The 26,015-nt window shown below is 66.8% G+C and carries 22 protein-coding genes; 11 read left to right on the forward strand and 11 right to left on the reverse strand.

The genetic code is table 11. The annotated features are described in order from the left end of the window. Positions 1–93 precede the first annotated feature (93 nt). Positions 94–519: a hypothetical protein gene (locus ACIQTU_RS12300; RefSeq protein WP_400547386.1), complete on the forward strand. Its 426-nt coding sequence runs from the start codon at positions 94–96 to the stop codon at positions 517–519. After that, complete coding sequence (locus ACIQTU_RS12305; protein WP_400547389.1) at positions 516–1,604, forward strand: hypothetical protein; 1,089 nt, start codon at positions 516–518, stop codon at positions 1,602–1,604. The genes ACIQTU_RS12300 and ACIQTU_RS12305 overlap by 4 nt, the downstream gene beginning before the upstream one ends. On the opposite strand, the gene ACIQTU_RS12310 is transcribed toward ACIQTU_RS12305, so the two are convergent. From ACIQTU_RS12310 to ACIQTU_RS12325, 4 genes are all read right to left on the reverse strand, one after another. Then, positions 1,601–2,365 (reverse strand): sce7726 family protein, encoded by a 765-nt coding sequence (locus tag ACIQTU_RS12310; protein WP_400548967.1) that lies wholly within the window; start codon positions 2,363–2,365, stop codon positions 1,601–1,603. The two genes, ACIQTU_RS12305 and ACIQTU_RS12310, sit on opposite strands and share 4 nt — an antisense overlap. A gap of 599 nt (positions 2,366–2,964) precedes the next feature. Further along, the gene (locus ACIQTU_RS12315) at positions 2,965–3,396 is read right to left on the reverse strand and encodes a hypothetical protein (RefSeq protein WP_400547392.1); all 432 of its coding nucleotides are present in this window, start codon (positions 3,394–3,396) and stop codon (positions 2,965–2,967) included. Positions 3,397–3,761: 365 nt separating this feature from the next. Next, positions 3,762–4,022, reverse strand: coding sequence for a lipoprotein (locus ACIQTU_RS12320; protein ID WP_400547395.1), 261 nt, complete (start codon positions 4,020–4,022; stop codon positions 3,762–3,764). 346 nt (positions 4,023–4,368) lie between these two features. Next, on the reverse strand, positions 4,369–4,548 hold the full coding sequence (locus ACIQTU_RS12325) for a hypothetical protein (protein ID WP_400547398.1): 180 nt from the start codon (positions 4,546–4,548) through the stop codon (positions 4,369–4,371). Positions 4,549–4,722: 174 nt separating this feature from the next. Between ACIQTU_RS12325 and ACIQTU_RS12330 the strand changes: the two genes are divergently transcribed. The 6 genes from ACIQTU_RS12330 (at position 4,723) to ACIQTU_RS12355 (ending at position 10,848) form a co-directional block, all read left to right on the forward strand. Next, positions 4,723–5,217, forward strand: a complete 495-nt coding sequence (locus ACIQTU_RS12330; protein ID WP_400547401.1) for a GAF domain-containing protein — start codon at positions 4,723–4,725, stop codon at positions 5,215–5,217. Then, positions 5,214–6,110, forward strand: coding sequence for an ROK family protein (locus ACIQTU_RS12335; RefSeq protein ID WP_400548970.1), 897 nt, complete (start codon positions 5,214–5,216; stop codon positions 6,108–6,110). Before ACIQTU_RS12330 ends, ACIQTU_RS12335 begins: the two co-directional genes overlap by 4 nt. Before the next feature lie 63 nt (positions 6,111–6,173). Continuing rightward, positions 6,174–7,007, forward strand: coding sequence for an HpcH/HpaI aldolase/citrate lyase family protein (locus ACIQTU_RS12340; RefSeq protein ID WP_400547404.1), 834 nt, complete (start codon positions 6,174–6,176; stop codon positions 7,005–7,007). Between the two features lie 72 nt (positions 7,008–7,079). Continuing rightward, positions 7,080–9,143 carry a capsular polysaccharide biosynthesis protein gene (locus ACIQTU_RS12345; RefSeq protein WP_400547407.1) on the forward strand — a complete coding sequence of 688 codons (2,064 nt, stop codon included), beginning with the start codon at positions 7,080–7,082 and terminating at the stop codon, positions 9,141–9,143. 193 nt (positions 9,144–9,336) lie between these two features. Further along, entirely contained in the window at positions 9,337–10,482 is a 1,146-nt protein-coding gene (locus ACIQTU_RS12350; RefSeq protein ID WP_400547410.1) for a beta-ketoacyl-ACP synthase III, read from the forward strand. Between the two features lie 99 nt (positions 10,483–10,581). Further along, positions 10,582–10,848: a hypothetical protein gene (locus tag ACIQTU_RS12355; RefSeq protein ID WP_400547413.1), complete on the forward strand. Its 267-nt coding sequence runs from the start codon at positions 10,582–10,584 to the stop codon at positions 10,846–10,848. Positions 10,849–10,932: 84 nt separating this feature from the next. On the opposite strand, the gene ACIQTU_RS12360 is transcribed toward ACIQTU_RS12355, so the two are convergent. The 4 genes from ACIQTU_RS12360 to ACIQTU_RS12375 form a co-directional block, all read right to left on the reverse strand. Then, positions 10,933–11,460 (reverse strand): porin family protein, encoded by a 528-nt coding sequence (locus tag ACIQTU_RS12360; protein WP_400547416.1) that lies wholly within the window; start codon positions 11,458–11,460, stop codon positions 10,933–10,935. A gap of 231 nt (positions 11,461–11,691) precedes the next feature. Continuing rightward, complete coding sequence (gene ppdK, locus ACIQTU_RS12365; RefSeq protein WP_400547419.1) at positions 11,692–14,382, reverse strand: pyruvate, phosphate dikinase; 2,691 nt, start codon at positions 14,380–14,382, stop codon at positions 11,692–11,694. 244 nt (positions 14,383–14,626) lie between these two features. Further along, a complete protein-coding gene (gene glyS, locus ACIQTU_RS12370; RefSeq protein ID WP_400547422.1) occupies positions 14,627–16,861 on the reverse strand; it encodes a glycine--tRNA ligase subunit beta in 2,235 nt (744 codons plus the stop codon). After that, positions 16,861–17,751: a glycine--tRNA ligase subunit alpha gene (locus tag ACIQTU_RS12375; protein ID WP_400547425.1), complete on the reverse strand. Its 891-nt coding sequence runs from the start codon at positions 17,749–17,751 to the stop codon at positions 16,861–16,863. The genes glyS and ACIQTU_RS12375 overlap by 1 nt, the downstream gene beginning before the upstream one ends. A 118-nt stretch (positions 17,752–17,869) precedes the next feature. Between ACIQTU_RS12375 and ACIQTU_RS12380 the strand changes: the two genes are divergently transcribed. Then, a complete protein-coding gene (locus ACIQTU_RS12380; RefSeq protein ID WP_400547428.1) occupies positions 17,870–18,613 on the forward strand; it encodes a polysaccharide deacetylase family protein in 744 nt (247 codons plus the stop codon). Here ACIQTU_RS12380 and ACIQTU_RS12385 read toward each other — a convergent pair. From ACIQTU_RS12385 to ACIQTU_RS12395, 3 genes are read right to left on the reverse strand one after another with little or no spacing between them, the layout of a single operon-like run. Next, positions 18,610–19,479 carry a 4-(cytidine 5'-diphospho)-2-C-methyl-D-erythritol kinase gene (locus ACIQTU_RS12385; protein WP_400547431.1) on the reverse strand — a complete coding sequence of 290 codons (870 nt, stop codon included), beginning with the start codon at positions 19,477–19,479 and terminating at the stop codon, positions 18,610–18,612. The genes ACIQTU_RS12380 and ACIQTU_RS12385 overlap by 4 nt on opposite strands. A gap of 4 nt (positions 19,480–19,483) precedes the next feature. Further along, on the reverse strand, positions 19,484–21,373 hold the full coding sequence (locus tag ACIQTU_RS12390) for a tetratricopeptide repeat protein (protein ID WP_400547434.1): 1,890 nt from the start codon (positions 21,371–21,373) through the stop codon (positions 19,484–19,486). Between the two features lie 55 nt (positions 21,374–21,428). Next, a complete protein-coding gene (locus ACIQTU_RS12395; RefSeq protein WP_400548973.1) occupies positions 21,429–23,078 on the reverse strand; it encodes an electron transfer flavoprotein-ubiquinone oxidoreductase in 1,650 nt (549 codons plus the stop codon). 191 nt (positions 23,079–23,269) lie between these two features. Between ACIQTU_RS12395 and ACIQTU_RS12400 the strand changes: the two genes are divergently transcribed. Together ACIQTU_RS12400 and ACIQTU_RS12405 are read left to right on the forward strand one after the other, a co-directional pair. Continuing rightward, entirely contained in the window at positions 23,270–24,094 is an 825-nt protein-coding gene (locus ACIQTU_RS12400) for a uracil-DNA glycosylase family protein (RefSeq protein ID WP_400547437.1), read from the forward strand. Positions 24,095–24,188: 94 nt separating this feature from the next. Continuing rightward, positions 24,189–25,886 (forward strand): lytic transglycosylase domain-containing protein, encoded by a 1,698-nt coding sequence (locus ACIQTU_RS12405; protein WP_400547440.1) that lies wholly within the window; start codon positions 24,189–24,191, stop codon positions 25,884–25,886. The last annotated feature ends 129 nt before the right edge of the window (positions 25,887–26,015 follow it).

Here is a 26,015-nt window from a genome sequence, read left to right on the forward strand (position 1 = left end):
ACCATCTTCAATCCACAGCATGACAGTGAATGATCGGTGACTCTTGGTATGCGGCACGCTTATGGTGGCGCTGAACGAAACCGGAGTCGCCTATTGAGTTCGCCCTCGGAAGTCCCCGAACGTGGCTGGCAGGATGCAGCGTTCGCCGTGAGCGGCCTATTGGGGACCGTGGTTTCCGTGGTCGTGCTCGTCTGGAAGGAGCCGACTCTCGCCGTTGGTATTGTCGCGGGTGCAGGCTGGGCCCTTTCTGTGGGGCTGCTTTTTTCCGGCGGGGCTCAGCGCGCTCGCATCCGCCGCCTTGAGGCCACCCTGGTGGAGGAGCGACGGAAACTTGAGGGGGACCTGCTGGAGGAGCGGCGGAAGACAGGCGAGTTTAGCGCCACATCAAAGAACGTCTCCGAAGCCGTCGTCACCCTGATGAACGCCCTACCGCTGGCGCAACAGAACCCGCCGCCACGCGCCGTGGCCCGTAAGGAGCCCGAGGCGGAGCAAGATGAGAACCTGGGAGGTCAACAATGAACCTGCGAGGCCAAGCCCTCCTAGACGCGATCCGCTACCTGCCTACGATCCGGTCCCGACAGGCAGAGCTTAAGGGCTACGCGCAGCTCCGCCCCGAAACGAAGGCGGCGCTTCATCCGCTTGTGTCCCTCGGCAAGCTCGGCAGGATCGACCAGAGCGAGCGCATTCTCGATGCGGTGGTGGAGAAGGTGGGCACCTGCTTCCTCGACCTTAACACCACCGCCTATCAGACCTGCGGGGATTGGGAGGCACTCTGCAACCCGGATGATGCCTACTCGGCATGGCGGTCCTTCGTCCGGCGGCAAGGAGCGGTGACTCCCGTGGCCCTTCTCCGCGACGGAGCCAATGACCGCCCCTTCATCCGTCAGGTTCTCAAGATTGAAGAAGAATGGGGCGTGGCGGTCATCCGCTCTAGAAGGCCAAGCACTGACCTTCCGGCCCTGCAAGCCGCCCTGGCTGCTGTGGATGACGTGAACAACGTGCTCATCGTCCTCGACTACGGCTACGTCCGGCAGGCTCTTGAGCCGAAAGAAGCCGATGCCCGGCGTGTCATCTCAGCACTGCGGCTTACCGATCCGGCTGCCCGCGTCGTGGTGATGGGCTCCAGCTTCCCCAAGTCGGTTGCTGCTTACGGCGAGAATGCGGGGACTCTCGAAATCCTAGAGCGGGACCTTCATGCTCAGATCGGTGGCGACGAGGTCGCTATCTACGGCGATCATGCCTCCATCTACCCGGAGCCGTTCGAGCCCACCGTCAGTCGCTTCGTGCCCCGCGTGGACTACTGCACCGAGAACACTTGGCTATATCGTCGGAGGCGGGAAGATGACGGCGGCTATGTCGATGCGGCCACGCGAGTCACACAATCGGAAGATTGGGAACCTGCATTCACCGCCCGCTCTTGGGGGGCAAACATCATCCGCCTTACGGCGGACAACGGACCCCAGCCAGGGTTTGGAGCACCGGCAAACTGGATCGCCGCTCGCGTGAATATGCATATCGAGCGGCAAACAGAGGTCGCCATGCGCGCCTATGACGGCATCGGAGGGGGCGACGGCGACGACGACCTCGATGACCTTCTAGGTTAGGCGCTCACCAGCCGCCTGAGCACCGGCCCCCCCGGCGCTTGAACAAGTAGCGGATGACCCTTTGGGATAGCAACATTGGCCGCAGCGGGGGCAGTGAGTGTGGCTGGGGGGAGATAAGTGCCTCGCGACCGCTCCTCACGGCGCAGCATCCACATCGAGCCCACTGTGCCCTGGTCTTCGCGATGCTTCACGAACGCGTCGTGGCGAGACCGATGACGACGCTTCACTGCGTCCCTTGCGGCGCTCGCAAGGTCGCTCGCAGGTAGCTGCATAGCCAGCTCAACGAGGCCCGAACGGGGCAAGTCGGCGACCCCCGTGAACCCGTTACAGCTCAGTAGTGCTCGCAGCTCATTCGCCTTCATCAGGCCCACCGCAGCCGTCTTGGTCAACCGCGTATAGCGAGGCCGCACCCGCTCCCGCAGGCTTCCATCCTCGTCGGCCACCCAAAGGCCCACCCCCTCGGGCAGCAGCGCCCGCGCCCCCGTCTCGAAGCGAGGAGCGCACACGACACACACCTTTTCAAAGTTGGCGGTGAACGTATCGAGTTGTCCTGGCAATCGAGAAAGCGAGTCCAGCTCCGACTTTACCTCGAAGGCCCAAAGAGACCCGTTGGCTAGCACTACGTCTGCCCTGCGGCTCCAGTTGGCGACCGTCATCTCCGAAATCAGAACGGCGTCGTCGTCGATGTGCGCACGATCAAAAAGGCGGTCGATGATCGCCGCCTTAAGTCGCACCTCGCCTTTTAGCTCGCTCTGCGTCACCGCCAATCAATCATCCACCAAGCGTTGAAGTCGCGTTAAGGATAGCTAACGGCTAGCCACTAGAGCATCCCGCGACAACCGCAAGCGGCGCTGAGCCATGGGCTACAATGGCTGTCAGACAACCCGCTTGCGTGTGACACCAAAGGTGTGACACACGAGGCTTCGAAGGCCGCTGAAAGCCTAGTAAATCCGGCACCTGAGGGGTCCCTAGAGGCTCTCCCTCCGGGCCTACTAGCGGTAAAAAATACTTATAATTCAATAAGTTATGCGAATTGCGCGATAGGCATTTTCAAGCAAATTCAGCCACATAACCAAGCCCTTAGAGGAAGTTGACCTAAGGGAAGAAAACCATTCTGGGGGCATATTTGGGGGCATGAATAACGTGATGCCCCCAAAATCTAAATTTCGATTCTATTTCAACAGCTTGATTCGAAAGCACTTCAACGAAGCAGTTCGAGTCTCGATGGTTGCGGGTTCGAGTCCCCACAGCGCTACCATCGCAGACACACACAACCGCCGCTCCCTGCCCTTCAGCGGATATGGACCTGAGTGCCTAGAAGCGGTCAGATTGAACGATCGCTAAGGGTGGAAAGCGGACGTTAGCTTTGCGCTGTCCGGAAGGGCTTCATTTGATCCCGCAGCGGTTCCCAACGACCTGCCCGGAAGGCCGTCAGCGCCAGTTGCTCCGTATCGCCGTCGTGAACCCCTGAGATCGTCAGCCCCAAGTTCTCGAGGATGACGAAGCCAAGCACCTGTTGCGCTTGCCCGTCTTCCCTGACCAAACGTTCGAAGTCGGCCTTAGAAAATAGGGGCCGTGCCCCGACCACGATGGGATTGGCTTCGGGCGCGACTCCGATCTCTGCCAGCCCCACGTCATCAAACGTCAGGCGGACATCTGGATAGGTGACAACTGTTTCACCCTTACGGTTTTTCGCAATCGAGATAGGCTTTCCCCATCGCTGCTGAACCTCATCGAGGGATGCACCAAAGGCGATCCCGGCGAGTCCAACGTTCGGATGGATTTCCAGCATGAGCGATATTTGCAGCGCATGCGAGAGTCCGCAATGAGTCGATTGCAGACATGTGCTTCGGCGCCGAAAGCGGACGCCCCAACGTCAGCTAGGGGTGGAAAGCGGACTACCGAACTCGACGCACAGTGAACCTCCCCCCGCCACCGTAAGCGATCTCACAGTCACCCAGCGTCGTGATGCGATCGACCCATGTGCGGGCGCATACCCAACAGCCCCTTATACGTCCCAATACATCCCAGATTTTGGGGGCATCGCTGGGGGCATGACTTATTATTTCTTCTTGTTTTTCAACGATATAAAGTTTTCTCCGGGCCTACCATCTCCCGCCATCTGCGGCGCCGCCGCGCATCGACCGTGGATCGCCATCATCCTCGCCGGGTGTTGCGGATGGTCGCGCCCTTGAAGAACATGCCGGCGCAGACGACCCCCTCGACCTTTCGACCCGTCGGGCCGGTCGCCTTGAACTTGGTTCTCAAGGCGTCGTCCTCGCTGCAGCCGAACCAGTCGTAACCGCCAGTTTCGATGTTGCTGTAGCCGGCGTCCAGCAGCACTTCGCGGGACTGGGCCGGCGCGGTGCAGGCGGACAGGGTAAGCGCGGCGCCCGCGACAATGATCGTGCGTTTCATAATTTCATCTCTCTGTCGGCGACATCAGGACGGCCTTTGTTCCTGGGCCTGTCCTGCCGCAGTTCCCTGCCGACCGCCTCAAGCTTAGCCTTTTATAGCGCGAGCCTGGGCGTGCCAACGCTGACACCCGACCTGCCAGGCGCGTCCTCCCTGTTTCGGGAACAGGACTAGAGCAAACCGCTCATGCTTGTCTGGCCTTCGCCCCCTGGCGCCCTCGTCCTCTCGCCTCGCATCGCCGCCTGGGCCGCGCCTTCGGCCAACCGATGCAGATCCCGGCCCGAGCAGCGCGACCAGTCGACGTCGTCCAGCAGACGCGCCAGTTCCCGTGGCACCGGATGCACCCCGCTCATGACGCAGTCGATCCGCCCGGCGTCATGCCTGCGACCAGGCCGATCAACAGGCCTACGGCCAGGGCCCGGTTGCCGGGATCCCCGGCGCGCGCCTCTTCGACCCGCAAGGCCAGTTCACGATCCAACCACGCCAGCTGCCGCGCGAAATTCTCGTCCGCCCGCGATGCATCGCTCATCCCCACGCTCCCAAACCGACCACCCCAAGACGGGCACGGAGGAAGCTAACGCGCAGTCTGCGAGACTCTCAAGCCAATTGTTCGCTTTTTGTTCTGTTTTCTTGCGCACGTATCGCACGCCCTTTGTGCCGCGACGACGGAGCCTATATGGCGATCTTCTGAAGGAGAGCCGCCATGTCCTATGTCGCCCGCGACGACCGCCCCGCCGACAAGGCCGAACGCTACGCCGAGGTCGAGGCCGAGATTCTGGCCGTGCTGGACGGCGAGCCGAACCGGACGGCGCGGATGGCGACGGTGGCCTCGATGCTCGCCGACGCCTTTCCCGCCTTCTTCTGGACCGGCTTCTACGTCGTGGACGAGACAAAGCCGGGCGAGTTGGTGGTCGGGCCCTATCAGGGCACGCTGGGCTGCCTGCGCATACCGTTCGGACGCGGCGTCTGCGGCGCGGCTGCGAAGACCAGAACGACCCAGGTGGTCGAGGACGTCCACGCCTTTCCCGGCCACATCGCCTGCGACAGCCGCTCGGCCAGCGAGATCGTCGTTCCAGTGCTGGATACGGCGGGCGAGTTGATCGCCGTGCTGGATGTGGACGCGACGGAGATCGCCGCCTTCGACGCCGTGGACGCCGCGGCGCTGGAGCGGCTGATGGCCAGGGTCTTTTCCGCCTGATGCGGATCGGGGTCGATTTCGGCGGCACCAAGGTCGAGGCGGCCGCCATCGCCGACGACGGCACCTTCGCCGCGCAGATTCGTGAGCCCAATCCGGGAGACTATGACGCGGCGCTGAGGCTGGTCACTGATCTGATCTCGCGGGTCGAGGCCGAGGTGGGACAGGCGCGCTCGGTCGGCCTGGCCATTCCCGGCTCGCCGTCGCCGCGCACAGGCCTGATCCGCAACGCCAACTCAACCTATCTGAACGGGCGTCGTTTCGACGAAGATCTGGCGGCAGCCCTGGGCCGTCCAGTGCGGCTGGCCAACGACGCCAACTGCCTGGCCCTGTCGGAAGCCGTGGACGGCGCGGGCAAGGGCGCGACCAGCGTCTTCGGCGTCATTCTGGGCACCGGGTGCGGCGGCGGGCTGGTGATCAATCGTCGGCTAATCGAGGGCGCGCACGGCGTAGCCGCCGAGATCGGCCACATCTCCCTGCCCTGGCCCTCGGCCGCCGAAGCGCCCGGTCCCGCCTGTTGGTGCGGGCTGAACGGCTGCCTGGAGACCTGGGTGTCCGGCACCGGCTTCCAGCACGATCACGCGGCGACCACGGGCCGAGGCTGGACGGCGCAGGCCGTGATCGCGGCCGCCCGGGTCGGCGACGCAGGCGCGACAGAAGCGCTGGACCGCTACATCGACCGGCTGGGCCGGATGCTGGCCATGGTGGTCAATCTGGTCGATCCCGAGGTCATGGTGCTGGGCGGCGGCATGTCGAACGTCGGCGAATTGTATGAGCGCCTGCCCAAGGTGGTGCGACGCTACGTCTTCGCCGATCACTGGGAGGGGCGAATCGTTCCGGCCCGATGGGGCGATTCCTCGGGCGTGCGCGGCGCCGCGCGCCTCTGGCCCGATTGATCCCCACGATTGAACACAGGGCCGCCCCCGCTATGGTCCGCCGAAACCTTCTGGAAGCCGAGCATGACCTCCCGTCCGACCCGCGCCCGCAGCGTGCTCTACCTGCCCGCCTCCAACGCCCGCGCGGTGGAAAAGGCGCGGAGCCTGGCCTGCGACGTGGCGGTGCTGGACCTCGAAGATGCGGTCGCGCCCGAGATGAAGCTTGAGGCGCGAGCGGCGGCGACCGCGGCAGCGCGCGAGGGCGGCTTCGGGCCGCGACTGGGCGTGCGGATCAATGCGCTGGACACGCCCTGGGGCGCCGACGACCTCGCGGCGCTGCGGGATGCGCCGGTCGATCTGATCGTCGCGCCCAAGGTCGAGAGCGCGGCCATGGTGCGCGCCCTGTCGCGCGACCTTCGCCCCGGCGTCGATTTGTGGGCCATGATCGAGACGCCACGCGCCCTGGTTGACCTGGATGAGATCGCCGAAGCGGACGGGGCGCTCAGCGGCCTGATGCTGGGCGTCAACGATCTGGCCAAGGATTTGAAGACGGGCGCTTCGGCGGATCGCGAGCCGCTGAAACCCTGGCTGGCGGCGGTCGTGGCCCACGCCCGCGCCAACGGCCTGACCGTCATCGACGGGGTGTTCAACCGGATCAAGGACGAGGCGGGGTTCGCCGCCGAGTGCGCGCAAGGGCGGCTCTACGGCTTCGACGGCAAGAGCCTGATCCATCCGTCGCAGATCGAGGGGGCCAATGCGGCGTTCGGCGCGTCGGTCGAAGAGATCGAATGGGCGCGCAAGGTGGTCGCCGCCTTCGCCGCGCCAGAGGCTGAGGGGCTGGGGGTGATCCGCATCGAGGGCGAGATGGTGGAGCGGCTGCATCTTCACGCCGCCGAGGTATTGCTGGCAGGGCTTTAGATCCCTTCTCCCGCAAGGGAAGAAGGAAAGCGTGGGCTGGCGCGTCGACTCTACAAACCGTAGACAAACTGCATGACCGCAACGCTTCCGCTCCCCTCCAAAATCCGCGCCTGGGTCTGTGCGCCGGGGGTGCTGAAGGTTCCCTTCCTGTCGGCCTTCCTGCCGGACTACGACCTGTCGGCCCTGCCGGGGTCGCAGACCGAGGCCGTGCTGGGTTGGGGCATGAAGCCGACGGCGGCGGCGGGGCGGCGCTGGGCGACGAAGCACAACAAACCCTATGTGGCGCTGGAGGACGGATTCCTGCGCTCGGTCGGCATCGGCGAGAGCGGGGCGGCCAGCCTCAGCCTGATCGTCGACGACGTGGGCGTCTATTACGACGCGACGCGGCCCAGCCGGCTGGAGCATCTTATTCAGACGGCGCCCGCCTGGTGCGACGACACGATGAGGAGCCGGGCGCGCGGTCTGATCGACAGGATCGTGGCCTCGGGCGTGTCCAAGACCAATATGGGCGGGCCGCTGGACTCCGCCCTGCTGAAACCCGGCCGGCGGGTGCTGATCGTGGATCAGACCTTCGGCGACGCCTCGATCGGCTATGGGCTGGCGAGCGAAGCCAGCTTCTCCGACATGCTGGCGACGGCGCGGCAGGATGAGCCGGGCGCCCAGTTGATCGTCAAGCGCCACCCGGCGGTGGCGGCGGGGCGCAAGCAAGGCTGCATCCCGGCGGATCAGTTGGACGGCGTCACCCTGATCGATACCGACGTGCGGCCCGCTGACCTGCTGGCGGCGGTGGATGCGGTCTATGTCGTGACCTCGGCCCTGGGGTTTGAGGCCCTGTTGCGCGGTCTGCCGGTGCGCTGCTTCGGCGCCCCCTTCTATTCGGGCTGGGGGCTGACGACCGATGCGGTACAGACCGGGCGGCGCGGGGTCACGCGCGATCTGGAGCAGGTCGCGGCGGCGGCGCTGATCGCCTACACCCGCTATGTCGACCCCGTAACCGGCCAGAGGTGCGAGGCGGAGGCGGCGCTGGAACGGCTGATCGCCTTGCGCGACCGGGCCGACCGGCTGGCGGGCGACTGGGCCGCCGTCGGCTTCGCCCCGGCCAAGCGGCCGCCGGTGCGCCGCCTGCTGAACTCGCCCAAGGGCCGCGTCCGCTATTTCTGGCGCTCATCCGCCGCCGTCGCCCATGCGCGGGCCACGGGCGGCAAGCTGATCTGGTGGGCCGGCAAGGAGACGCCGCAGATCCGCGCCGCCGCCGACGCCTTTGAAGGGCCGGTCGTGCGGATGGAGGACGGCTTCATCCGTTCGCGTGGTCTGGGGTCCGACTTCTTCGGCGCCCTGTCGGTCGCCCTGGATGATCAGGGCGTCTATTACGATCCGACCCGGCCCAGCCGCCTGGAAAGCCTGATCGAGGCGGGCGAACCGTCGCCGGATCAGGCGGCGCGGGCCGAAGCCCTGCGCGCCCGCGTGGTCGAGGCGGGTCTGTCGAAATACAATCTGAAGGGCGCAGGCGTCCCGGCCCACTGGCCCAAGGACAAGCCCATCCTGCTGGTCGTGGGTCAGGTCGAGAACGACCGCTCGATCATGATGGGCTGCGGACCGGACCTGCGCACCAACTCGGGGCTGGTGAAGGCCGCGCGGGCCGATCATCCCGACGCCTTCCTGATCTATCGCAACCACCCGGACGTGACGGCGGGCAACCGGCCCGGCCTGCTGGACCATGCGGCGATGGAGGAGGTCGACGCCTCGGCCGACGACCTCGACATCATCGATTGCCTGAACGCCTGCGACCGGCTGGCGACGCTGACCTCCCTGACCGGGTTCGAGGCCCTGATGCGCGGCAAGCCAGTCAGCGTCTATGGCCGCCCCTTCTATGCGGGCTGGGGCCTGACCGACGACCGGCTGAACTTCGAGCGCCGCACGCGTCGCGTCAGCCTGCAGAGCCTGATCCACGCCGCCCTGATCGGCTACCCGGTCTATGTCACGCCGAGCGGCTGGCCCTGCGAGGCCGAGGACCTGGTCGAGGCCCTGATCGCAGCGCGGGATCATCCCCTGCCCTCACCGCCGCGCGGGCGGATCAATCGCTGGTGGCGCGGCATAAAAGCCAGTCTCGACCGGAGCCTTCCACCGGCCTATTGAGAAGGTTCGTCATCGCAACGGACCAACTCCGGCCCGCGAGGCGCCCGAACTTCGCCGCGAGGCGCCGACATAAGACTTGTCGAGCGCCGGGAACCTGATGTTCCCTCATGCAGCGAGGCGACGCGCGCCGAGCCTTAGTAAACACTCCTCAAGCAGCGAGGCGCCGCGCGCCGAGCGATAGGATCCAAGAAGCGTGCAAAAAGCCGTCATCTCCGCCACCGGTCTGTTCACGCCGGAGCAGGCGATCTCGAACGCCGAACTGGTCGCCGCCTACAACGCCTGGGCCGAGGCCTGGAACGCCGAGAACGCCGAGGCCATCGCCGCCGGCGAGCTGGAGATGAAGACCCCGTCGTCGGAGGCCTTCATCGAGAAGGCCTCGGGCATCAAGTCGCGCTTCGTCATGGACAAGTCGGGCATCATCGACCCCGAGCGGATGCTGCCGCACCTGGCCGCGCGCGGCGACGACGAACTGTCCATCCTGGCCGAAATGGCCGTGAAGGCTGCGCAGGACGCCATCAAGGCCTGGGGCAAGCCGGTCAGCGAGATCGGCGCCGTCATCTGCGCCGCGTCCAACATGCAGCGCCCCTACCCCGCCATGGCCATCGAGGTGCAGCAGGCCTTGGGGATCGAGGGCTTCGCCTTCGACATGAACGTGGCCTGCTCCTCGGCCACCTTCGGCATCAAGACGGCGGCGGACTTCGTGGCCTCGGGCTCGGTCAAGGCCGTGCTGATGGTCAATCCCGAGATCTGCTCGGCCCACCTGAACTTCAAGGACCGCGACAGCCACTTCATCTTCGGCGACGTGGCCACCGCCGTCATCGTCGAGGCCGAGGATCAGGCCGGACCGGGCGGCTGGGACATCGTCGGCACGCGACTGAAGACCAGCTTCTCAAACAATATCCGCAACAACTTCGGCTTCCTGAACCGCGCCGCCCTGCCAACGGGGGCCAACGAGCCTGTGTCGTCGGACGGCCTGACCGACAAGATGTTCGTCCAGCAGGGCCGCAAGGTCTTCAAGGAGGTAGTGCCGATGGTCTCGGACATGATCCTGGACCACGCCGCCGAACTGGACCTGGACCCGCACGGCCTGAAGCGCATGTGGCTGCACCAGGCCAACATCAACATGAACACCCTGATCGGCAAGAAGGTGCTGGGCCGCGAACCCGAGCCGGAAGAGAACGTCATCATCCTGGATGAGTACGCCAACACCTCGTCAGCCGGGTCGATCATCGCCTTCCACCTGAAGAACGACGGCTTTGCGCCGGGCGACACGGGCCTGATCTGCAGCTTCGGCGCCGGCTACTCGGCGGGCACGGTTTTTGTGCAAAAGCGCCCCTGAAGCCGCATAACGGGAATCATTATTTCCGGCCGCGCTTGCACTGTTCGGAAAATTTTGCAAACCGTTACAGGTGTCGAGAACGTGGGGGACGACGCCCGAATGACTCAGACAGATTCACCGTGGGCCGAAAAGCTCAGCGACCCGTTGGCTCATGATGTGGCTACGGTGCTGAAACATATGGGCGGATCGGCCCATCAGGACATCGTGGTCAACTGCGTAGCGGCGCTGAAGCGCCAGCGCGGCGAGTCAGTGACGCAGGATCTGAAGATGAAGATCATCGAGGTCTTCGAGCGCTACCGCGACTTCTTCATCAAGCCCTTCGGCGAAAACTCGCTACGCTGGGCCCTCGCTCCCGGCCTGGCCTGACCCCCCTTCCAGACCAACGAAAAGGCCCGCTCCTTCCGGAGCGGGCCTTCGTCGTATTCAGCGCCAGACTGAGAACGTCAGGCCTTAGAAGCGACGGACGTAGCTGACCGAATAGGCGTCGGCCTCGCCGCCGTTGTCGCGGAAGTCACGACGGGTCCAGTCTGCGCGGACACCGTTCTTGCCGTCGAGGTAGTAGTTGGCGCCGACGCCGTAGTTCCAGCTGTCGCCGCCGATGTCGGTGTTGGCGCCGGCGATTTCCTGCTTCAGTTCGGTGTGGCCGTAACCGCCGCGGGCGAACAGCTCCAGCTTGTCGTTCACCGGATACTTGCCGACCACATAGCCGGCGGCGTCCCACTCGTGCTTGATCGAGCCGTCCACGCCGGCGACGGTGAAGTCGTCGTCCTTGACGCCGACCGAAGCCTCGGTCTCGACGGCCAGATAGCGGTTCAGGTTGACGCCCAGGCGGCCGGTCACGGCGCCGGTCGTGGCGGAGTCGCCTTCAACATGGGTGTAACCCAGCGAACCGTATCCACGAGCCTCCGGACCCGACTGCGCAAAGGCGGGAGCGGCAATTGCAGAAATGGCGGCAGCGGCGAGAAGAATGTTACGCATTGTTTCTATAACTCCTAGTAATCCTAGATGCGGTGACTTCTTCGGCCACCGGCCCCATCCAGCGAGGAGTTAAATGGGCATCCCACAAAGCCGTTCCAGAGACGGATAAATACAAAGGAACAACTGTGGACTGCTGAACACATACAGCGTTACGCTGATCATGACCTTAATTCGTCACGAAAAAGGCGGCCCCGAAGGACCGCCTTTGCACGCTCAAGCCTGAAACAGGCTTTAGCGGTCCTTTTCGCGCTCCTCGCCCGAGCGAGCGGCCAGGGCGGCCTGGGCCGCCGCCAGACGGGCGATCGGCACGCGGTAGGGCGAGCAGGAGACGTAGTCGAGGCCCACGCCCTCGCAGAAGGCGATAGAGGACGGGTCGCCGCCGTGTTCGCCGCAGATGCCCATCTTCATGTCCGGCCTGACGCCGCGACCGCGCTCGGCGGCGATGCGGATCAGGTCGCCCACGCCGTCCTGATCCAGACGCACGAAGGGATCAGTCTCGAAGATGCCCTTGTCCAGATAGGCCTGCAGGAAGTGACCCGAGTCGTCGCGGCTGATGCCGAAGGTGGTCTGGGTCAGGTCGTTGGTGCCGAAGCTGAAGAACTCGGCGTGCTCGGCCAGATCGGCGGCGCGCAGGGCCGCGCGCGGCAGTTCGATCATGGTGCCGACCAGATAGTCCACGCTGTCGCCCGCGTCCGCGAAGACAGCCCGCGCCGTGCGGTCGGTCAGTTCGCGCAGGTATTTCATCTCCAGACCCAGGGCGACCAGGGGGTGCATGATCTCCGGGATCGGGGCGACGCCCGACGCCTTCTTCACCTCCAGCGCCGCCTCGAGGATGGCGCGGACCTGCATCTCGTAAATTTCGGGATAGGCGACGCCCAGGCGGCAGCCGCGGTGGCCCAGCATGGGGTTGGTCTCGTGCAGTTCACGCGCGCGACGCTTCAGCTTGGCGGCGTCCAGACCCGACCCGGCGGCCAGGGCGTCGATGTCGGCGTCGGTGTGCGGGATGAACTCGTGCAGCGGCGGGTCCAGCAGGCGGATCGTCACCGGCAGACCGGCCATGATGGTGAACAGGTCGGCGAAGTCGGCCTTCTGGAAGGGTGCGATCTTGGCCAGGGCGATGCGGCGGCCCTGCTCGTCGTCGGCCAGGATCATCTCGCGCACGGCGGCGATGCGGGCCTCGTCGAAGAACATATGCTCGGTGCGCGACAGGCCGATCCCCTCGGCGCCAAAGCCGCGCGCGGTCTTGGCGTCCAGCGGCGTCTCGGCGTTGGCGCGGACCTTCAGGCGACGCACGCCGTCGGCCCAGGCCATCAGGGTCTGGAAGTCGCCCGTCAGCTCCGGCTCGATCATCGGCACGGCGCCGTCCAGCACCTCGCCCTTGCCGCCGTCGATGGTGATGACTTCGCCCGCCTTGAAGGTGCGGCCGCGTGCGGTGAAGGTCCCGGCCTTCTCGTTGATCGAGATTTCACCGGCGCCGGAGACGCAAGGGCGCCCCATGCCGCGCGCCACCACCGCCGCGTGACTGGTCATGCCGCCGCGCGCCGTGACGATGCCGCGCGCCGCGTGCATGCCGTGGATGTCTTCGGGCGAGGTCTCCTCGCGCACCAGGATGACGGCGTCGCCGACCTGCGACAGGCGCTCGGCCTCGTCGGCGTCGAAGACGATCTTGCCGGTGGCCGCGCCGGGCGAGGCCGGCAGGCCCGCCGCGACGACGGTGCGGGCGGCGTTGGGGTCCAGCGTCGGGTGCAGCAGTTGGTCCAGGGCGGCCGGCTCGACCCGCGACACGGCCTCTTCCTGCGAGATCACGCCTTCGGAGGCCAGATCGACAGCGATCTTCAGCGCCGACTTGGCGGTGCGCTTGCCGTTGCGGGTCTGCAGCATCCAAAGACGGCCCTGCTCGACCGTGAACTCGATGTCCTGCATGTCGCGATAGTGGCTTTCCAGCCGGTTCACGACCTCGACGAACTGACCGAAGACGACCGGCATGGCCTCTTCCATCGAGGGCGCGGTCTCGCCCATTTCCTCACGGCCGGCCTTGGTCAGGGACTGCGGCGTGCGGATGCCCGCGACCACGTCCTCGCCCTGGGCGTTGATCAGGAACTCGCCGTACAGGCGCGCTTCGCCGGTCGAGGGATTGCGGGTGAAGGCCACGCCCGTGGCGCTGGTTTCGCCCATGTTGCCGAACACCATGGACTGGATGTTGACGGCGGTGCCCCAGCTTTCGGGGATGTCGTGCATGCGGCGATAGAATTTCGCGCGGTCGTTCATCCAGCTGGCGAAGACGGCCGAGACGGCGCCCCACAGCTGGTCATGCGGGTCCTGCGGGAAGGGCTGACCCAGTTCGCGCTCGACCAGGACCTTGTAGTCGGCGACCACCTTTTCCCAGTTCTCGGCGGTCAGCTCGGTGTCGACCGAGACGCCCAGACGATCCTTGTGGTCGTCCAGCACCTCTTCGAACTGATCGTGGCCGATGCCCAGCACCACATTGGAATACATGGTGATGAAACGACGATAGCTGTCGAAGGCGAAACGACGGTCGCCCGACAGCTTGGCCAGACCCTCGACCGTCTGGTCGTTCAGGCCCAGGTTCAGCACCGTGTCCATCATGCCCGGCATAGAGGCCCGCGCGCCCGAGCGCACCGAGACCAGCAGGGGGTTGGACGCGTCGCCGAAAGTCTTGCCGACGATGCCCTCGACAGTCTTCAGACCGGCGGCGGCCTGCGCGGCCAGCTCGGCCGGATAGGTCTCGCCGTTGGAGTAGTAGTGGACGCAGGCTTCCGTCGTGATCGTAAAGCCGGGCGGCACCGGAAGGCCGAGCGAGGACATCTCGGCCAGGTTCGCGCCCTTGCCGCCGAGAAGGTTCTTCATCGACGCATCGCCGTCAGCCGAGCCGCCGCCGAAGCCGTACACCCACTTGGTCATCTTGCCGTCCCTGAGCCGTGGTCTAGCCGCCGAGGGATTGAGTCCCGCGCACGGTGGCCCTGACTAGCGTGCTGCAAGCGCGAAGGCGAGGCCGCGGGTGTAACAATCCGTGTGAGGATGTGTCAGTTCACCCAAAACTCCGCTCACCCCGGCGGACGCCGGGGTCCAGTAAGAGCCTCACGCAGCGCGCTTGAAGCCAAAGCACTGGATCCCGGCGTCCGCCGGGATGAGCGGTCTTTAGGTATCAGCCCGCGATCTGGCCGAAGTCGGCGACCCGGCCCATGACGCCGCGCACCTGACCCAGCAGCTTCAGGCGGTTTTCACGCTCCTCGGCCACGTCGGAGTTGACCATGACGCCGGTGAAGAAGGCGTCCACCGGGCCGCGCAGGGCGGCGAGCGCCGTCATGGCGGCGGCGAAGTCTTCGGTTTCCAGGGCGGCGTCCACCGCCGTTGCGGCGGCGGCGGCGGCGAAGGCCAGGGCGGTTTCTTCCGCCGGCTGGTTGGCCAGGCCGGTGGCGACGGCGCCCTCGGGCAGCGGGCCTTTCTTTTCCTCGGCCTTGAGGATGTTGGACGCCCGCTTGTAGCCGGCCAGCAGGTTGGCCCCGTCGTCCGTAGCGAGGAAGGCGGCCAGCGCCTCCACCCGACGCACGATCCGCACCAAGTTATCTGCTTTCCCGTCGATGCAGGCATTCAGCAGGTCAAATCGAGCGCCTTCGTCTCTCAAGCTCACCCGAAGTCGATCGATAATGAACGGAATAAGTCCAAGATCTGAGGCAACCCTAAGTTCTGCACGCACCTCGTTTGCAAAGGCGGTAGCCTCGGCGTGTGCAGTTTCCGACCGCGGCCACTGCCGGAGGACCTTTCCTGCCTGTTCAACAAAGACTTTGCTATCCGACTCGTGAACCGATGAAACTTGAAGCTCAGGCGTCATAGAAACTTGCATTTCCCCGAAGGAAATGACCCGAACCAATTGGTCAGCGAGACGCTCTGAATGAGCGAAGGTGAGCGGCTGCAAGTGCTGATCTACGCCGTTCTCCAACATCAGCCGGATCACGCCCAGCGCCGCGCGGCGCAGCGCATAGGGATCGCGGGAACCGGTGGGCTTTTCATCGATGGCGAAGAAGCCGACCAGGGTGTCCAGCTTCTCGGCGATGGCGACGGCGACTGTGACCGGGGCGGTCGGGACGCTGTCGCCCGGACCTTGCGGCTTGTAGTGGTCGCGCACGGCGTCGGCGACGGCGTCGGGGTAGCCGGCCAGACGGGCGTAGTAGCCGCCCATGATGCCCTGCAACTCAGGGAACTCGCTGACCATGCCGCTAGCTAGGTCGGCCTTGGACAACCTAGCTGCTTGCTCAGCCTCGGCTTGGTTGGCTCCAACCATGGGAGCAATCTGACGGGCCAGCGCCGCGATACGATCTACGCGGTCATCCAGGGTACCCAACTTGGCGTGGAAGGTGACGCCCCTCAGCTTCTTGTTCCAGGCGTCGAAGCCGACCTTCTGATCCTCGTCCCAGAAGAAGCGGGCGTCGTTCAGACGGGCCGACAGGACGCGGCTGTTGCCGGCGGCCAGAGCCTGACCGCCGTCGGTCGCCTCGACGTTGGCGACGACGAGGAAGTTGGGCGCTAGGCCGTCTTTCGACGGATCGCGCACGGCGAAATACTTCTGGTGCACCTTCATCGACAGGCGGACCACTTCGGGCGGCAGGGACAGGAACTGCGGGTCCATGTCGCCCAGGATCGGCGTCGGCCATTCGGCCAGACCGGCGACCTCGTCCAGCAGGCCGTCGTCATCGACCAGAACCAGACCGCGCGCGGCGCAGGCGACCTTGGCCCCGTCCAGAATGCGTAGCTTGCGGTCGGCCACGTCGATCAGGACGAAGTCGCGTTCCAGCCTGGCGCGGTAGTCGGCGAAGTCCTTGACTGCGAACGGCTTGCCCGAGCCCATGAAACGATGGCCCTCGGTCACGTCGCCGGACTGGATGCCGTCGATCTCGAACGGCACCACCGCCCCGTCGAACAGGGCGATGATGCGCTTGATCGGACGCACCCAGCGCAGGGTTCCGGTGCCCCAGCGCATCGACTTGGGCCAGGGGAAGCTGCGGACGATCTGATCGACGGCTTCGGCGAAGACCTCGGTCGTCTGACGGCCCTTGTTGCTGATCTCGGCGAACCAGATCCCGTCGCGCTCGACCAGTTGGTCCTGCGTCAGGGCGGTCTTGCGCAGGAAGCCTTCCAGCGCCTGAGCCGGGGCCGAGGTCTTGGGTCCCTTGACCTCTTCGTTGCGGTCCGCGGCAGCGGTCGGCAGGCCGTCGATCACCAGCGTCAGACGACGCGGACCGGCATAGGTGGTCAGCGCCTCCCAGGTCAGGCCGGCGGCCTTCAGACGGTCGGAGACCATGCGTTCCAGATCGCGCGCGGCGCCCTGCTGCATACGGGCGGGGATTTCTTCGGAGAAGATTTCGAGGAGAAGCTGAGGCATCAGGCGGTCGCCCGTTCGTGTTCGACTTGAGCGAGGGCGCAGGCTTTGCAGAGGTCGCGAATGCGGCCGATGTAGCTCTGGCGTTCGGCGACGGCGATGGCGCCGCGGGCGTCCATCAGGTTGAACAGGTGCGAGGCCTTCAGCACCTGGTCATAGGCGGGCAGGACCAGAGGTTGGCCCTGCGGCCCCTTCAGCGTCAGGAAGTGGGCGGCTTCGCGCTCCATGTCCTCGAAACGGCGCTTCAGCGCGGCGACGTCATAGCCATGGAAGTTGGCTTCCGACTGCTGGCGCTCGTTCTCGAGGAAGACCTCGCCGTAGGTCAGGCCTTCCTTGTTGAACTTCAGGTCATAGACGTTGTCGACGCCCTGAACATACATGGCCAGACGCTCCAGCCCGTAGGTCAGCTCGCCCGAGACCACGTCGACCTCGATGCCGCCGACGCCCTGGAAATAGGTGAACTGCGTCACCTCCATGCCGTCGCACCAGACCTCCCAGCCCAGGCCCCAGGCGCCGACGGTGGGGTTTTCCCAGTCGTCCTCGACGAAGCGGATGTCGTGCAGCTTCGGGTCGATGCCGATGGCGGCCAGCGAGCCGAGATAGAGCTCCTGCAGGTTGTCCGGGTTCGGCTTCAGGATGACCTGATACTGGTAATAGTGCTGCAGCCGGTTGGGGTTCTCGCCATAGCGGCCATCGCCGGGACGGCGCGACGGCTGGACGTAGGCGGCCTTCCACGGCTTGGGACCGAGCGCGCGCAGCACCGTGGCCGGGTGCAGGGTGCCGGCGCCGACCTCGATGTCATAGGGCTGCAGAATGGCGCAGCCCTGATCGCTCCAGTAATGGTGCAGGGTCAGGATCAGGTCCTGAAACGAGAGAGGTTCAGCAGCGGCCACGGTCGATTTCGGTCCGATTTCGGGAGGCGCGGACCATAGGGCCGCCACGCTTTCCCAGCAAGGCGAGGCGGCGCAAAGCTTAAATCTTCCGCAAGCGGGACGCCGCTAGAAGATCATCATGAAGGAACAGATCGACAAGATGCGCCGCCGCGCGGCGCGCTACCTGGGTGTGCGGCCGGTGATGGTCGCGCCTGCGCGCGGCGTTCTCAGCCTGAGCTTCGACGACTTTCCGGCCAGCGCCTGGACCGAGGCCGGGCCGATCCTGGCCGAGCACGGGATCAAGGCGACCTACTATGTCGCGGGCGGCCTGTGCGGCGGCACGAACATCGACAAGCCCCAGTTCGAGGTCGAACACCTGCAGGCCGCGCACGCCGCCGGGCACGAGGTCGGCTGCCACACCTTCGACCACGTCAGCGCGCTGCGGCTGAGCCCGGATGGCCTGACGGACCAGTTGGCGCAGAACGCCGCCTGGGTCGCCGAGCGGCTGGACGGCCATGTCATGACCAGCTTCGCCTGGCCCTTCGGCGATGTGGCCCTCGGGGCCAAGCCGGTCGTGGACCAGCGCTTCCTGCTGGGACGCGGCGTGCGCGACGGGGTCAACGCGGGGCGTGCAGACCGGGTGAACCTGCAGGCCATCGGCCTGGAATCACGCCGCCTGCCCCACTACGATCTGGAAGCTCTGGTCGCGAGGGCGGCGGACACCTCTGGCTGGCTGATCGCCTACGGCCATGATGTGGAAAGCACTCCCACCCCCTATGGCTGCACGCCCGAGGATCTGGATCGCCTGATCCGTCTGGCCAGACAGGCCGGGCTGGACATTCTGCCGGTCGGCGAAGCCTGGAGCCGGCTTGATCACGCCTAGATCCGGGGCGCGCCGAGCACCACGGGTCGCGCCCACCAGCCTGGACGTTGCAACGCCAGCGCCGTGCCTAGGGCCGCAGCCGCGTCGTCGAACAGGCCGAAGACCGTCGCACCCGAGCCCGACATCCGCGTAAGGCGACAGCCGGGCGCGGCCTTCATGGCGGCGAGCGCCTCGCCTATGCCGGGCGTGACGCGCAGGGCAGGCGCTTCCAGATCGTTGCGCTGAACCGCCAGCCAGTCGATCACGGCGGCGGGCGACCAGTCGCGCGGCTCGTCCGGGCAGTCGGCGTCGCCTGCGGGCGCATCGTCAAAGGCGCGATAGACGGCTCCCGTCGGCGACGGCAGGCCGGGGTTGAGCAGGACGGCATGCAGCGGCGGCAGGCGCGGCTCGTCGCGCAGGTCGTCGCCCCTGCCCGTGGCCCAGGCGGGGCGGGCGCGCAGGCACATGGGGCCGTCGGCGCCGACCACGCCGGCGACCGCCTCCAGCGCCGCTTCGTCCAGATCGAGGCCCAGCAGTTGCGCCGCCAGCCGGATGGCCGTGCCGGCGTCAGCCGATCCGCCGCCTAGGCCCGCCGCGATAGGCAACTGCTTGTCCAGCGTCACCGCCACCGGCGGGGCGCCGATCCCGGCGGCCTCGCCCAGCGCCCGCAGGCCGCGCAGGATCAGGTTATCGCCCTCGCCCGCCAGAGCGCCGCCGAAAGGGCCTGTCACGGTCAGGGACAGGGCGTCGGCGCGGGTCACGCTCACGCCGTCGCCCACGTCGGCGAAGGCGACCAGACTGGCGAGCGGGTGATAGCCGTCATCGGCTACGCGCCCGACATGCAGGAAGAGGTTGATCTTGGCCGGAGCCAGGCCGCTGAGCGTCACCGGATCAACTCTCGGCGCCGAGGCCCGCACCCTTGTCCCCGGTCGGCTCCTGGGCCAATCGGTCGCGCAGCTTGGCCTCGACCTCGGCCTTGCGTTCCGGCTCGACCTCCAGGCTCAGGACGCGGTTCCACTGGAAGCCCGCCTCGCGCTGACGCCCCACGGCCCAGTAGGCGTCACCCAGGTGGTCGTTGATCTCGGCGTTGGCGGGCTCCTTGGCCACGGCCTGTTCCAGGTTTTCGACCGCCTGTTCGTACTGCCCCTGCCGATACTGGGCCCAGCCGAGCGAGTCCTGGATATTGCCGTCCGACGGATCGGCGGCGAAGGCGCGGGCGATCATTTCGGCTCCCTGCTCGACGCGCGCGCCGGTGTCGACCCACAGATAGCCGAGGTAGTTCAGCACGGTCGGATTGTTCGGCTGCAGTTGCAGGGCGGCCCACAGTTCGGCCTCGGCCTCTGGCTTGCGGCCCACCGCCTCATAGGCGGCGCCGCGCAGGAAATGCACCTCGAACCCTTGATCCGCCGTGGTCAACAAGGGCCCGTTCAGCACGGTCAGCGCCTCGTCGAACCGCTTCATCTGCACCAGTTGCCCGGCCAGCAGATAGGCGATGCTGGCCTCGTTCGGGCGGGCCTCGGCGGCGCGCCGCAGTTCGGTCAGGGCGGGCTCGGCCTGACCGTCCTTTTCGTAACTGAGCGCGCTCTGCACCCGGGCGGCGGCGTAGAGTTCTATGTCCTGCCGCCCGACCTGGGCCAGGGCGGCTCGGGCGGCCGCCTCGAGCTCCGCCTGTTGCAGGGTCTGGCCGATCAGGAAGCGGTTCTCGTCGGTCGGTTCCAGGTTCAGCGCCAGACGCAGATAGACGACGCCGAACTCCAGCGCGCGTTGGGCGATGATCTGATCGGCGGCGGTCTTCAGCGCCAGGGCCGCGCCCCGACGATAATCGGGGGCCTTCGGCGGACGGCCCTTGGCCAGCACGCGGGCGCGGGCCTCCATGGTGGCGCGGTCGGTCGATCCAGCGGTGACGGCGGCGTCATACTGGACCAAAGCCGCGTCGCGCTTGCCGCGCCGTTCCAGGAACTCACCGTAGGGCAGACGGAACAGACGCGAAGCCAGGGCGTGGCTGGTCAGGTCGCGCCACTCGGCGTCGGCCTCGTCATAGCGGCGGCGCAGTTCCAGCAGGCGGGCGCGGTTGGCGCGCGCCACCAGGGTGCTGATCGGATCCAGATCGGTCGGCGGCAGGGCCAGGGCGCGGTCCCAGTCGCCGGCGGCGGCCGCGATCCACGGCTGAACATAGAGGCCGGCGCGGGCGTGCGGCTCGCCGATCGGGGCGGCCTTGAGCATGGCGTCGGCCTTGCGCGCATCGCCGTGGACAAAGGTCTGCACCGCCGCAACCAGACGACCGGCCTGGACGATGACGGGCGAAACGCCCTCGCCTTCCGGGGCGATGCGGGCGGCGATGTCGAGATCGCCCGCCAGCAGCGAGGCGGTGAAGGCCTGCTCGCGCACGCGCGGTTGTTCCGGGGTCAGAGCCTCGACGCGCGCCAGATAGTCGGCGCCCGCCTCGCTCTCGCCGCTGGTCAGGGCGTTTCGGCCCGCCAGGTAGTAGCCGTAGGCGCTGCGCCCTTCCGCGTCGGTCGGGATCGGGGCCCAGACGGCGGGAATGGGCGGGGTCTCGGGCGTGGCGGGAACGTCGGCTTCGACGGCCTCGGGTTCCTGGGCGTCGTCCGGGGTCGCCGCGTCCGGCTCCGACGATGGCTCAGCCTCCGGCTCGGCCTGAACCGGCACGTCCTGAACGGGCGGCGTCTGCGGCGCCTCCTGCGCCAAAGACGGCGCGGCCAGGCCCAACGCGATCAGCGAGGCGGCGGCGAACAGGGCGGAGCGGCGGAAGGCGAAGCGCATGGGCGGACCCTTCACGCTTTCCCTTCCGCCCGCAAGGGGCTGAAACCCCTCGGCCTTACATGTTCGGGTAGTTGGGGCCGCCGCCGCCTTCGGGCGTGGTCCAGACGATGTTCTGCGACGGGTCCTTGATGTCGCATGTTTTGCAGTGGACGCAGTTCTGGGCGTTGATCTGGAAGCGCGGGTTCTGGCCCTGCTCGTCGGTCAGCACCTCATAGACGCCCGCCGGGCAATAGAGCCGCGCCGGTTCGCCATACTTCGGCAGGTTCACCTCGATCGGCACCGAAGCGTTCAGCAGCTTCAGGTGAGCCGGCTGGTCCTCGGCGTGGTTGGTGTTCGAGATGAAGACCGACGACAGCTTGTCGAACGACAGCTTGCCGTCCGGCTTGGGATAGGTGATCGGCTTGAAGTCCTTGGCCAGACCGGTCGAGGCCGCGTCCGTCTTGGTGTGCTTCATGGTGCCGAAGAAGGAGAAGCCGCCGGTCAGATGGTTGACCCACATGTCGAACATGCTGACCGCGCCGCCCATCATGGTGCCCAGCTTGGACAGCATGGGCTTGGCGTTACGGACGATCTTCAGCTCCTTGTAGACCCAGGAGGTCTTGTAGGCCTCTTCATAGGCGTCCAGCACGTCGCCCTCGCGGCCCGCGATGACGGCGTCATAGGCGGCGTCAGCGGCCAGCATGCCGGTCTTCATGGCGTTGTGGCTGCCCTTGATGCGCGGCACGTTCACGAAGCCCGCCGAGCAGCCGATCAGGGCGCCGCCAGGGAATGCCAGCTTGGGCACCGACTGGAAGCCGCCCTCAGTGATGGCGCGAGCGCCGTAGGAGATGCGCGTGCCGCCCTCCAGATGCTCGGCGATGGCCGGGTGATGCTTGAACTGCTGGAACTCGTCGAAGGGCGACAGATAGGGATTCTGGTAGTTCAGGTGCACCACGAAGCCGACCGACACGTAGCGGTCGCCGAAGTGGTAGAGGAAGGACCCGCCGCCCGTCTTGTCGTCCAGCGGCCAGCCGGTCGTGTGCTGGACCAGGCCGGGCTGATGTTTCTCGGCCGGAATCTGCCACAGCTCCTTCAGGCCGATGCCGAACTTCTGCGGGTCCGAGTTCGCCGTCAGATCGTGGCGGGCCATGATGGTCTTGGCCAGCGAGCCGCGCACGCCCTCGGCGATGAAGACATACTTGCCGTGCAGTTCCAGACCAGGCTGGAAGTCGCCGGTCGGCTTGCCTTCGCGATCGATGCCGAAGACGCCGGCGACGACGCCCTTCACCCGGCCCGACGGTTCGTCCCAGACGACATGGCTGGCGGCCATGCCGGGATAGACCTCGACGCCCAGGGCCTCGGCCTGTTCGCCCAGCCAGCGCGCCACATTGCCCAGGGAGGCGATGTAGCAGCCGTGGTTGTGCATGAAGGGCGGCATGGCGAACATCGGCAGCGAGGCCTGCCCCTGCGGACCCAGCACCAGGAACTTGTCCGTCTTGACCGGGGTCTCCAGCGGCGCGCCGCGCTCCTTCCAATCGGGGAAGAGCTCGTTCAGGGCCTTGGGATCGATCACGGCGCCCGACAGGATGTGGCCGCCGATCTCGGCCGACTTCTCCAGAACGGCGACGGAAATCTCTTTCCCGTCCTTTTCGGCGCGCTGCTTCAGGCGGATGGCGGCGGACAGGCCGGCGGGGCCGCCGCCGACGATGACAACGTCGTATTCCATGACCTCGCGTTCGACGCCTTCCAGCGCTTCCGCCGGCGGCAGCTTGTCGATGACGGCTTCCTGCCACGCATTGATTGCGCCGCCTTCGATCGCTTGCTCGCCCATGATCCCCTGAATCCTCGTTATCGTCGTGGTTATCCGTCTTATCGTGAGGTGACGCAGCGGCGGTCAAGGCTTATCCCTGTCACGGAATGACGCCCCAGCCCCTCGACACCGCCGCAACCGAAGCCCTGCTCGCCTTCTGGCGCGATGCGGGCGTGGACGCCTGCTATCTGGACGCGCCGGTCGACCGCACCGTCTTTGTGGCCCCGCCGGCCCCGCAGGTGATGCTGAAGGCCTCCGCCACCGTCACGGCCCTGCACGGAGGCCAATACGCTGGAATGTCAGGGGCCGACGCCGTGGCCGAGGCGCGCCGTCTGGCCGCCGCCGCCACGACCATGGGCGAATTGGCCGAGGCGGTCGCGGCCTTCCAGGGCTGCCCTCTGCGGGCCATGGGGGCGCGGCAGGCGGTGTTCGCGCGCGGCAATCCCAAGGGGTCGGTCCTGCTGATCGGCGAATCGCCGGGCGAGACCGAGGACCTGCGCGGCGAGCCCTTCGTCGGGCAACCGGGCCAGTTGCTGGACCGGATGCTGGCGGCGGCCGGTCTGGCCGATCAGGTCTTCATGACCAACACCGTCTTCTGGAAGCCGCCGGGCGACCGCCTGCCCACGCCGCAGGAACAAGCGGCCTGCGCCCCCTTCCTGGAACGCGCCTTTGCTCTGATGCAGCCCAAGGCCGTGCTGTTGGTCGGGGCGGCGGCCGCGAAATCGGTGCTGAACACCGAGGAAGGCCTGATGAAAATTCGCGGCCAGTGGCGCGAATGGCGACCGAACGAAGGCGCGGTTTCGGCGCCTGTCATGACCACCCTGCACCCCGCCTTCCTGCTGCGCCAGCCCCAGGCCAAGCGGGTCGCCTGGACCGACATGCTGTCGCTGGCGGCGCGTCTGGATACGGCCCAGGTTGAGCCGAAAGCCTGACTGGGGCATGTTAGGCGGCTGACGACCAGTCCACAGAGCGCTGACAGTCCCGACGTCGAGGAGGGAGAAGCGCCGACGAAGGGGGCCGCCGCGTATGTACCTTTTCCGCCGCGCGGTCCTCGCGCCCCTGCTCGCTGCTGCGCTCTGCGCCACGGTTGCGCCCGCCGCCCTGGCTGCTGAAAGCGGGGCAGATAACGGCGGAAGCGCCTATGCCGCGAATGACTCCGATAGAACCCCGACGGCCCTGAGCAGTTCCGATCGGCTCAGCTACACCACCGCCTTCGACGCCCTGAGGCGCGGCGATCTGGAGCTGGCCCGCGCCTCGGCTCGTCAGGCCCAGGACCGCATCCTGCTGGGCCAGGTCGAGTTCGAGCGGCTGTTCCACCCAACCCATGTCGCCACCTATGATGAACTGGCGGCCTGGCTGGAGACCTATGCCGACCTGCCGATGGCCCAGCGGGTCTATACCCTGGCCATGCGCCGCCTGCCCGACGGCGCGGCCGAGCCGAAACGCCCCGGCAACCTGCTGGAGCGCACCTGGGCCAGCGTGACGGGCGCCGGGACCGGCGGCGTCACCGATCCAGCCAAGGCGGCCCGCGTCGCCCTGAACAATGACGATCTGGCCGGCGCCTATCGCACCGGCGCCGAAATGGGCGACTGGTGGAGCGCCGGGCTCGCCGCATGGCGGCTGAACGAATTCTCCGACGCCTATCGCGCCTTCGAGCGCGTGGCCGAGGACCCGACTGAAGATCCCTGGGTTCGCGCCGGCGCCGCCTTCTGGACCGCCCGCGCCGCCGCCCAGTCGGGCCGCCAGGACAAGGTGGCCGAGCACCTGCGCAAGGCCGCGCGCTGGCCCGCCACCTTCTATGGTCAGATCGCCCTGCGCCAGCTCGGCGAAGAGCCGGTCATCGAGAACATAGGCCCGCGTGCCTATGGCGCGGCGACAATGCAGCGCGCCGGCTTCACGCCCGAGCCGACCGGCGTCGACGCCCGCGAACTGAACGCCTTCATCCGCTCCGACGAGACCGCCCGCCGCACGGTCGCCCTTTACGAGGTCGGTCGCCGCAACGAGGCCGAGGAAGCCGCCCGCACCGGCATGCGCGCGGCCGACGACGACGGCGCGCGGCGCCTGTGGGCGGGCCTTTACCGCACCGTGGCCCCGAACCGGGCGGCCCAGTCCGACGCCGCCCGCATCGACGCCACCCGCTATCCCATGCCCGACCTTCAGCCCGAGGGCGGCTTCACCATCGAAAAGGCGTTGGTTTACGCCATCGCCCGCAAGGAAACCGACTTCAACGCCACCGCCCGCTCGGGCGCCGGGGCCTATGGCATGATGCAGGTCATGCCCGCGACCGCCGCCTACATGACCGGGGATCAGGGCTATGTGCGCAGCCCCGAACGCTTGTTCGTCCCGGCCACCAACCTGAAGCTGGGTCAGGACTATGTGAACCGCCTGTTCCAGATCGAATCCTTCCAGGGCGATCTGCTGAAGGCCGTGGCCTCCTACAACGCCGGGCCGGGACCAATGCTGGCCGCGGTGCGCAAGCTGGGGCCGGACGCCGACCCCCTGCTGCTGATCGAAACCATCGACGTGCCCCAGGCCCGCGAGTACGTGGAAAAGGTCGTGGCGGCCTACTGGATCTATCAGCGGATGCTGGGCGCGCCGCTGAACACGCTGGACGCCGTGGCCTCGGGCGCCAGGGCCGTGCCGATCCGTCTGGACTATGTGGCCCCGCCGCCGGTCGCGCCGATGCAGGTGGCCGAGGCCGCCCCGGTCGCGGGAACCCGCTAGAGCCCCTTCAGACCACGCTCGACAGCAGCATGGCCCAGACAAAGGCGAAGGCCAGACCAGCGAGGAAATAGCCCCGCGCCGTCTTGCCCCAGTTGGTGTTGCGACTGATCGTCCGCATCGCCTGTCCCC

Source organism: Brevundimonas sp. NPDC090276, from assembly GCF_044772165.1.
GTDB lineage: Bacteria > Pseudomonadota > Alphaproteobacteria > Caulobacterales > Caulobacteraceae > Brevundimonas.

Excerpts from the sequence above, each read along its gene's own strand:
- ACIQTU_RS12320 (WP_400547395.1), bottom strand. The coding sequence starts at position 4,022 with ATGAAACGCACGATCATTGTCGCGGGCGCCGCGCTTACCCTGTCCGCC.
- ACIQTU_RS12305 (WP_400547389.1), top strand. The coding sequence starts at position 516 with ATGAACCTGCGAGGCCAAGCCCTCCTAGACGCGATCCGCTACCTGCCT.
- ACIQTU_RS12400 (WP_400547437.1), top strand. The coding sequence starts at position 23,270 with ATGACGCCCCAGCCCCTCGACACCGCCGCAACCGAAGCCCTGCTCGCC.
- ACIQTU_RS12390 (WP_400547434.1), bottom strand. The coding sequence starts at position 21,373 with ATGCGCTTCGCCTTCCGCCGCTCCGCCCTGTTCGCCGCCGCCTCGCTG.
- ACIQTU_RS12345 (WP_400547407.1), top strand. The coding sequence starts at position 7,080 with ATGACCGCAACGCTTCCGCTCCCCTCCAAAATCCGCGCCTGGGTCTGT.
- ACIQTU_RS12315 (WP_400547392.1), bottom strand. The coding sequence starts at position 3,396 with ATGCTGGAAATCCATCCGAACGTTGGACTCGCCGGGATCGCCTTTGGT.
- ppdK (WP_400547419.1), bottom strand. The coding sequence starts at position 14,382 with ATGACCAAGTGGGTGTACGGCTTCGGCGGCGGCTCGGCTGACGGCGAT.
- glyS (WP_400547422.1), bottom strand. The coding sequence starts at position 16,861 with ATGCCTCAGCTTCTCCTCGAAATCTTCTCCGAAGAAATCCCCGCCCGT.
- ACIQTU_RS12340 (WP_400547404.1), top strand. The coding sequence starts at position 6,174 with ATGACCTCCCGTCCGACCCGCGCCCGCAGCGTGCTCTACCTGCCCGCC.
- ACIQTU_RS12380 (WP_400547428.1), top strand. The coding sequence starts at position 17,870 with ATGAAGGAACAGATCGACAAGATGCGCCGCCGCGCGGCGCGCTACCTG.
- ACIQTU_RS12330 (WP_400547401.1), top strand. The coding sequence starts at position 4,723 with ATGTCCTATGTCGCCCGCGACGACCGCCCCGCCGACAAGGCCGAACGC.
- ACIQTU_RS12360 (WP_400547416.1), bottom strand. The coding sequence starts at position 11,460 with ATGCGTAACATTCTTCTCGCCGCTGCCGCCATTTCTGCAATTGCCGCT.
- ACIQTU_RS12395 (WP_400548973.1), bottom strand. The coding sequence starts at position 23,078 with ATGGAATACGACGTTGTCATCGTCGGCGGCGGCCCCGCCGGCCTGTCC.
- ACIQTU_RS12355 (WP_400547413.1), top strand. The coding sequence starts at position 10,582 with ATGACTCAGACAGATTCACCGTGGGCCGAAAAGCTCAGCGACCCGTTG.
- ACIQTU_RS12325 (WP_400547398.1), bottom strand. The coding sequence starts at position 4,548 with ATGAGCGATGCATCGCGGGCGGACGAGAATTTCGCGCGGCAGCTGGCG.
- ACIQTU_RS12405 (WP_400547440.1), top strand. The coding sequence starts at position 24,189 with ATGTACCTTTTCCGCCGCGCGGTCCTCGCGCCCCTGCTCGCTGCTGCG.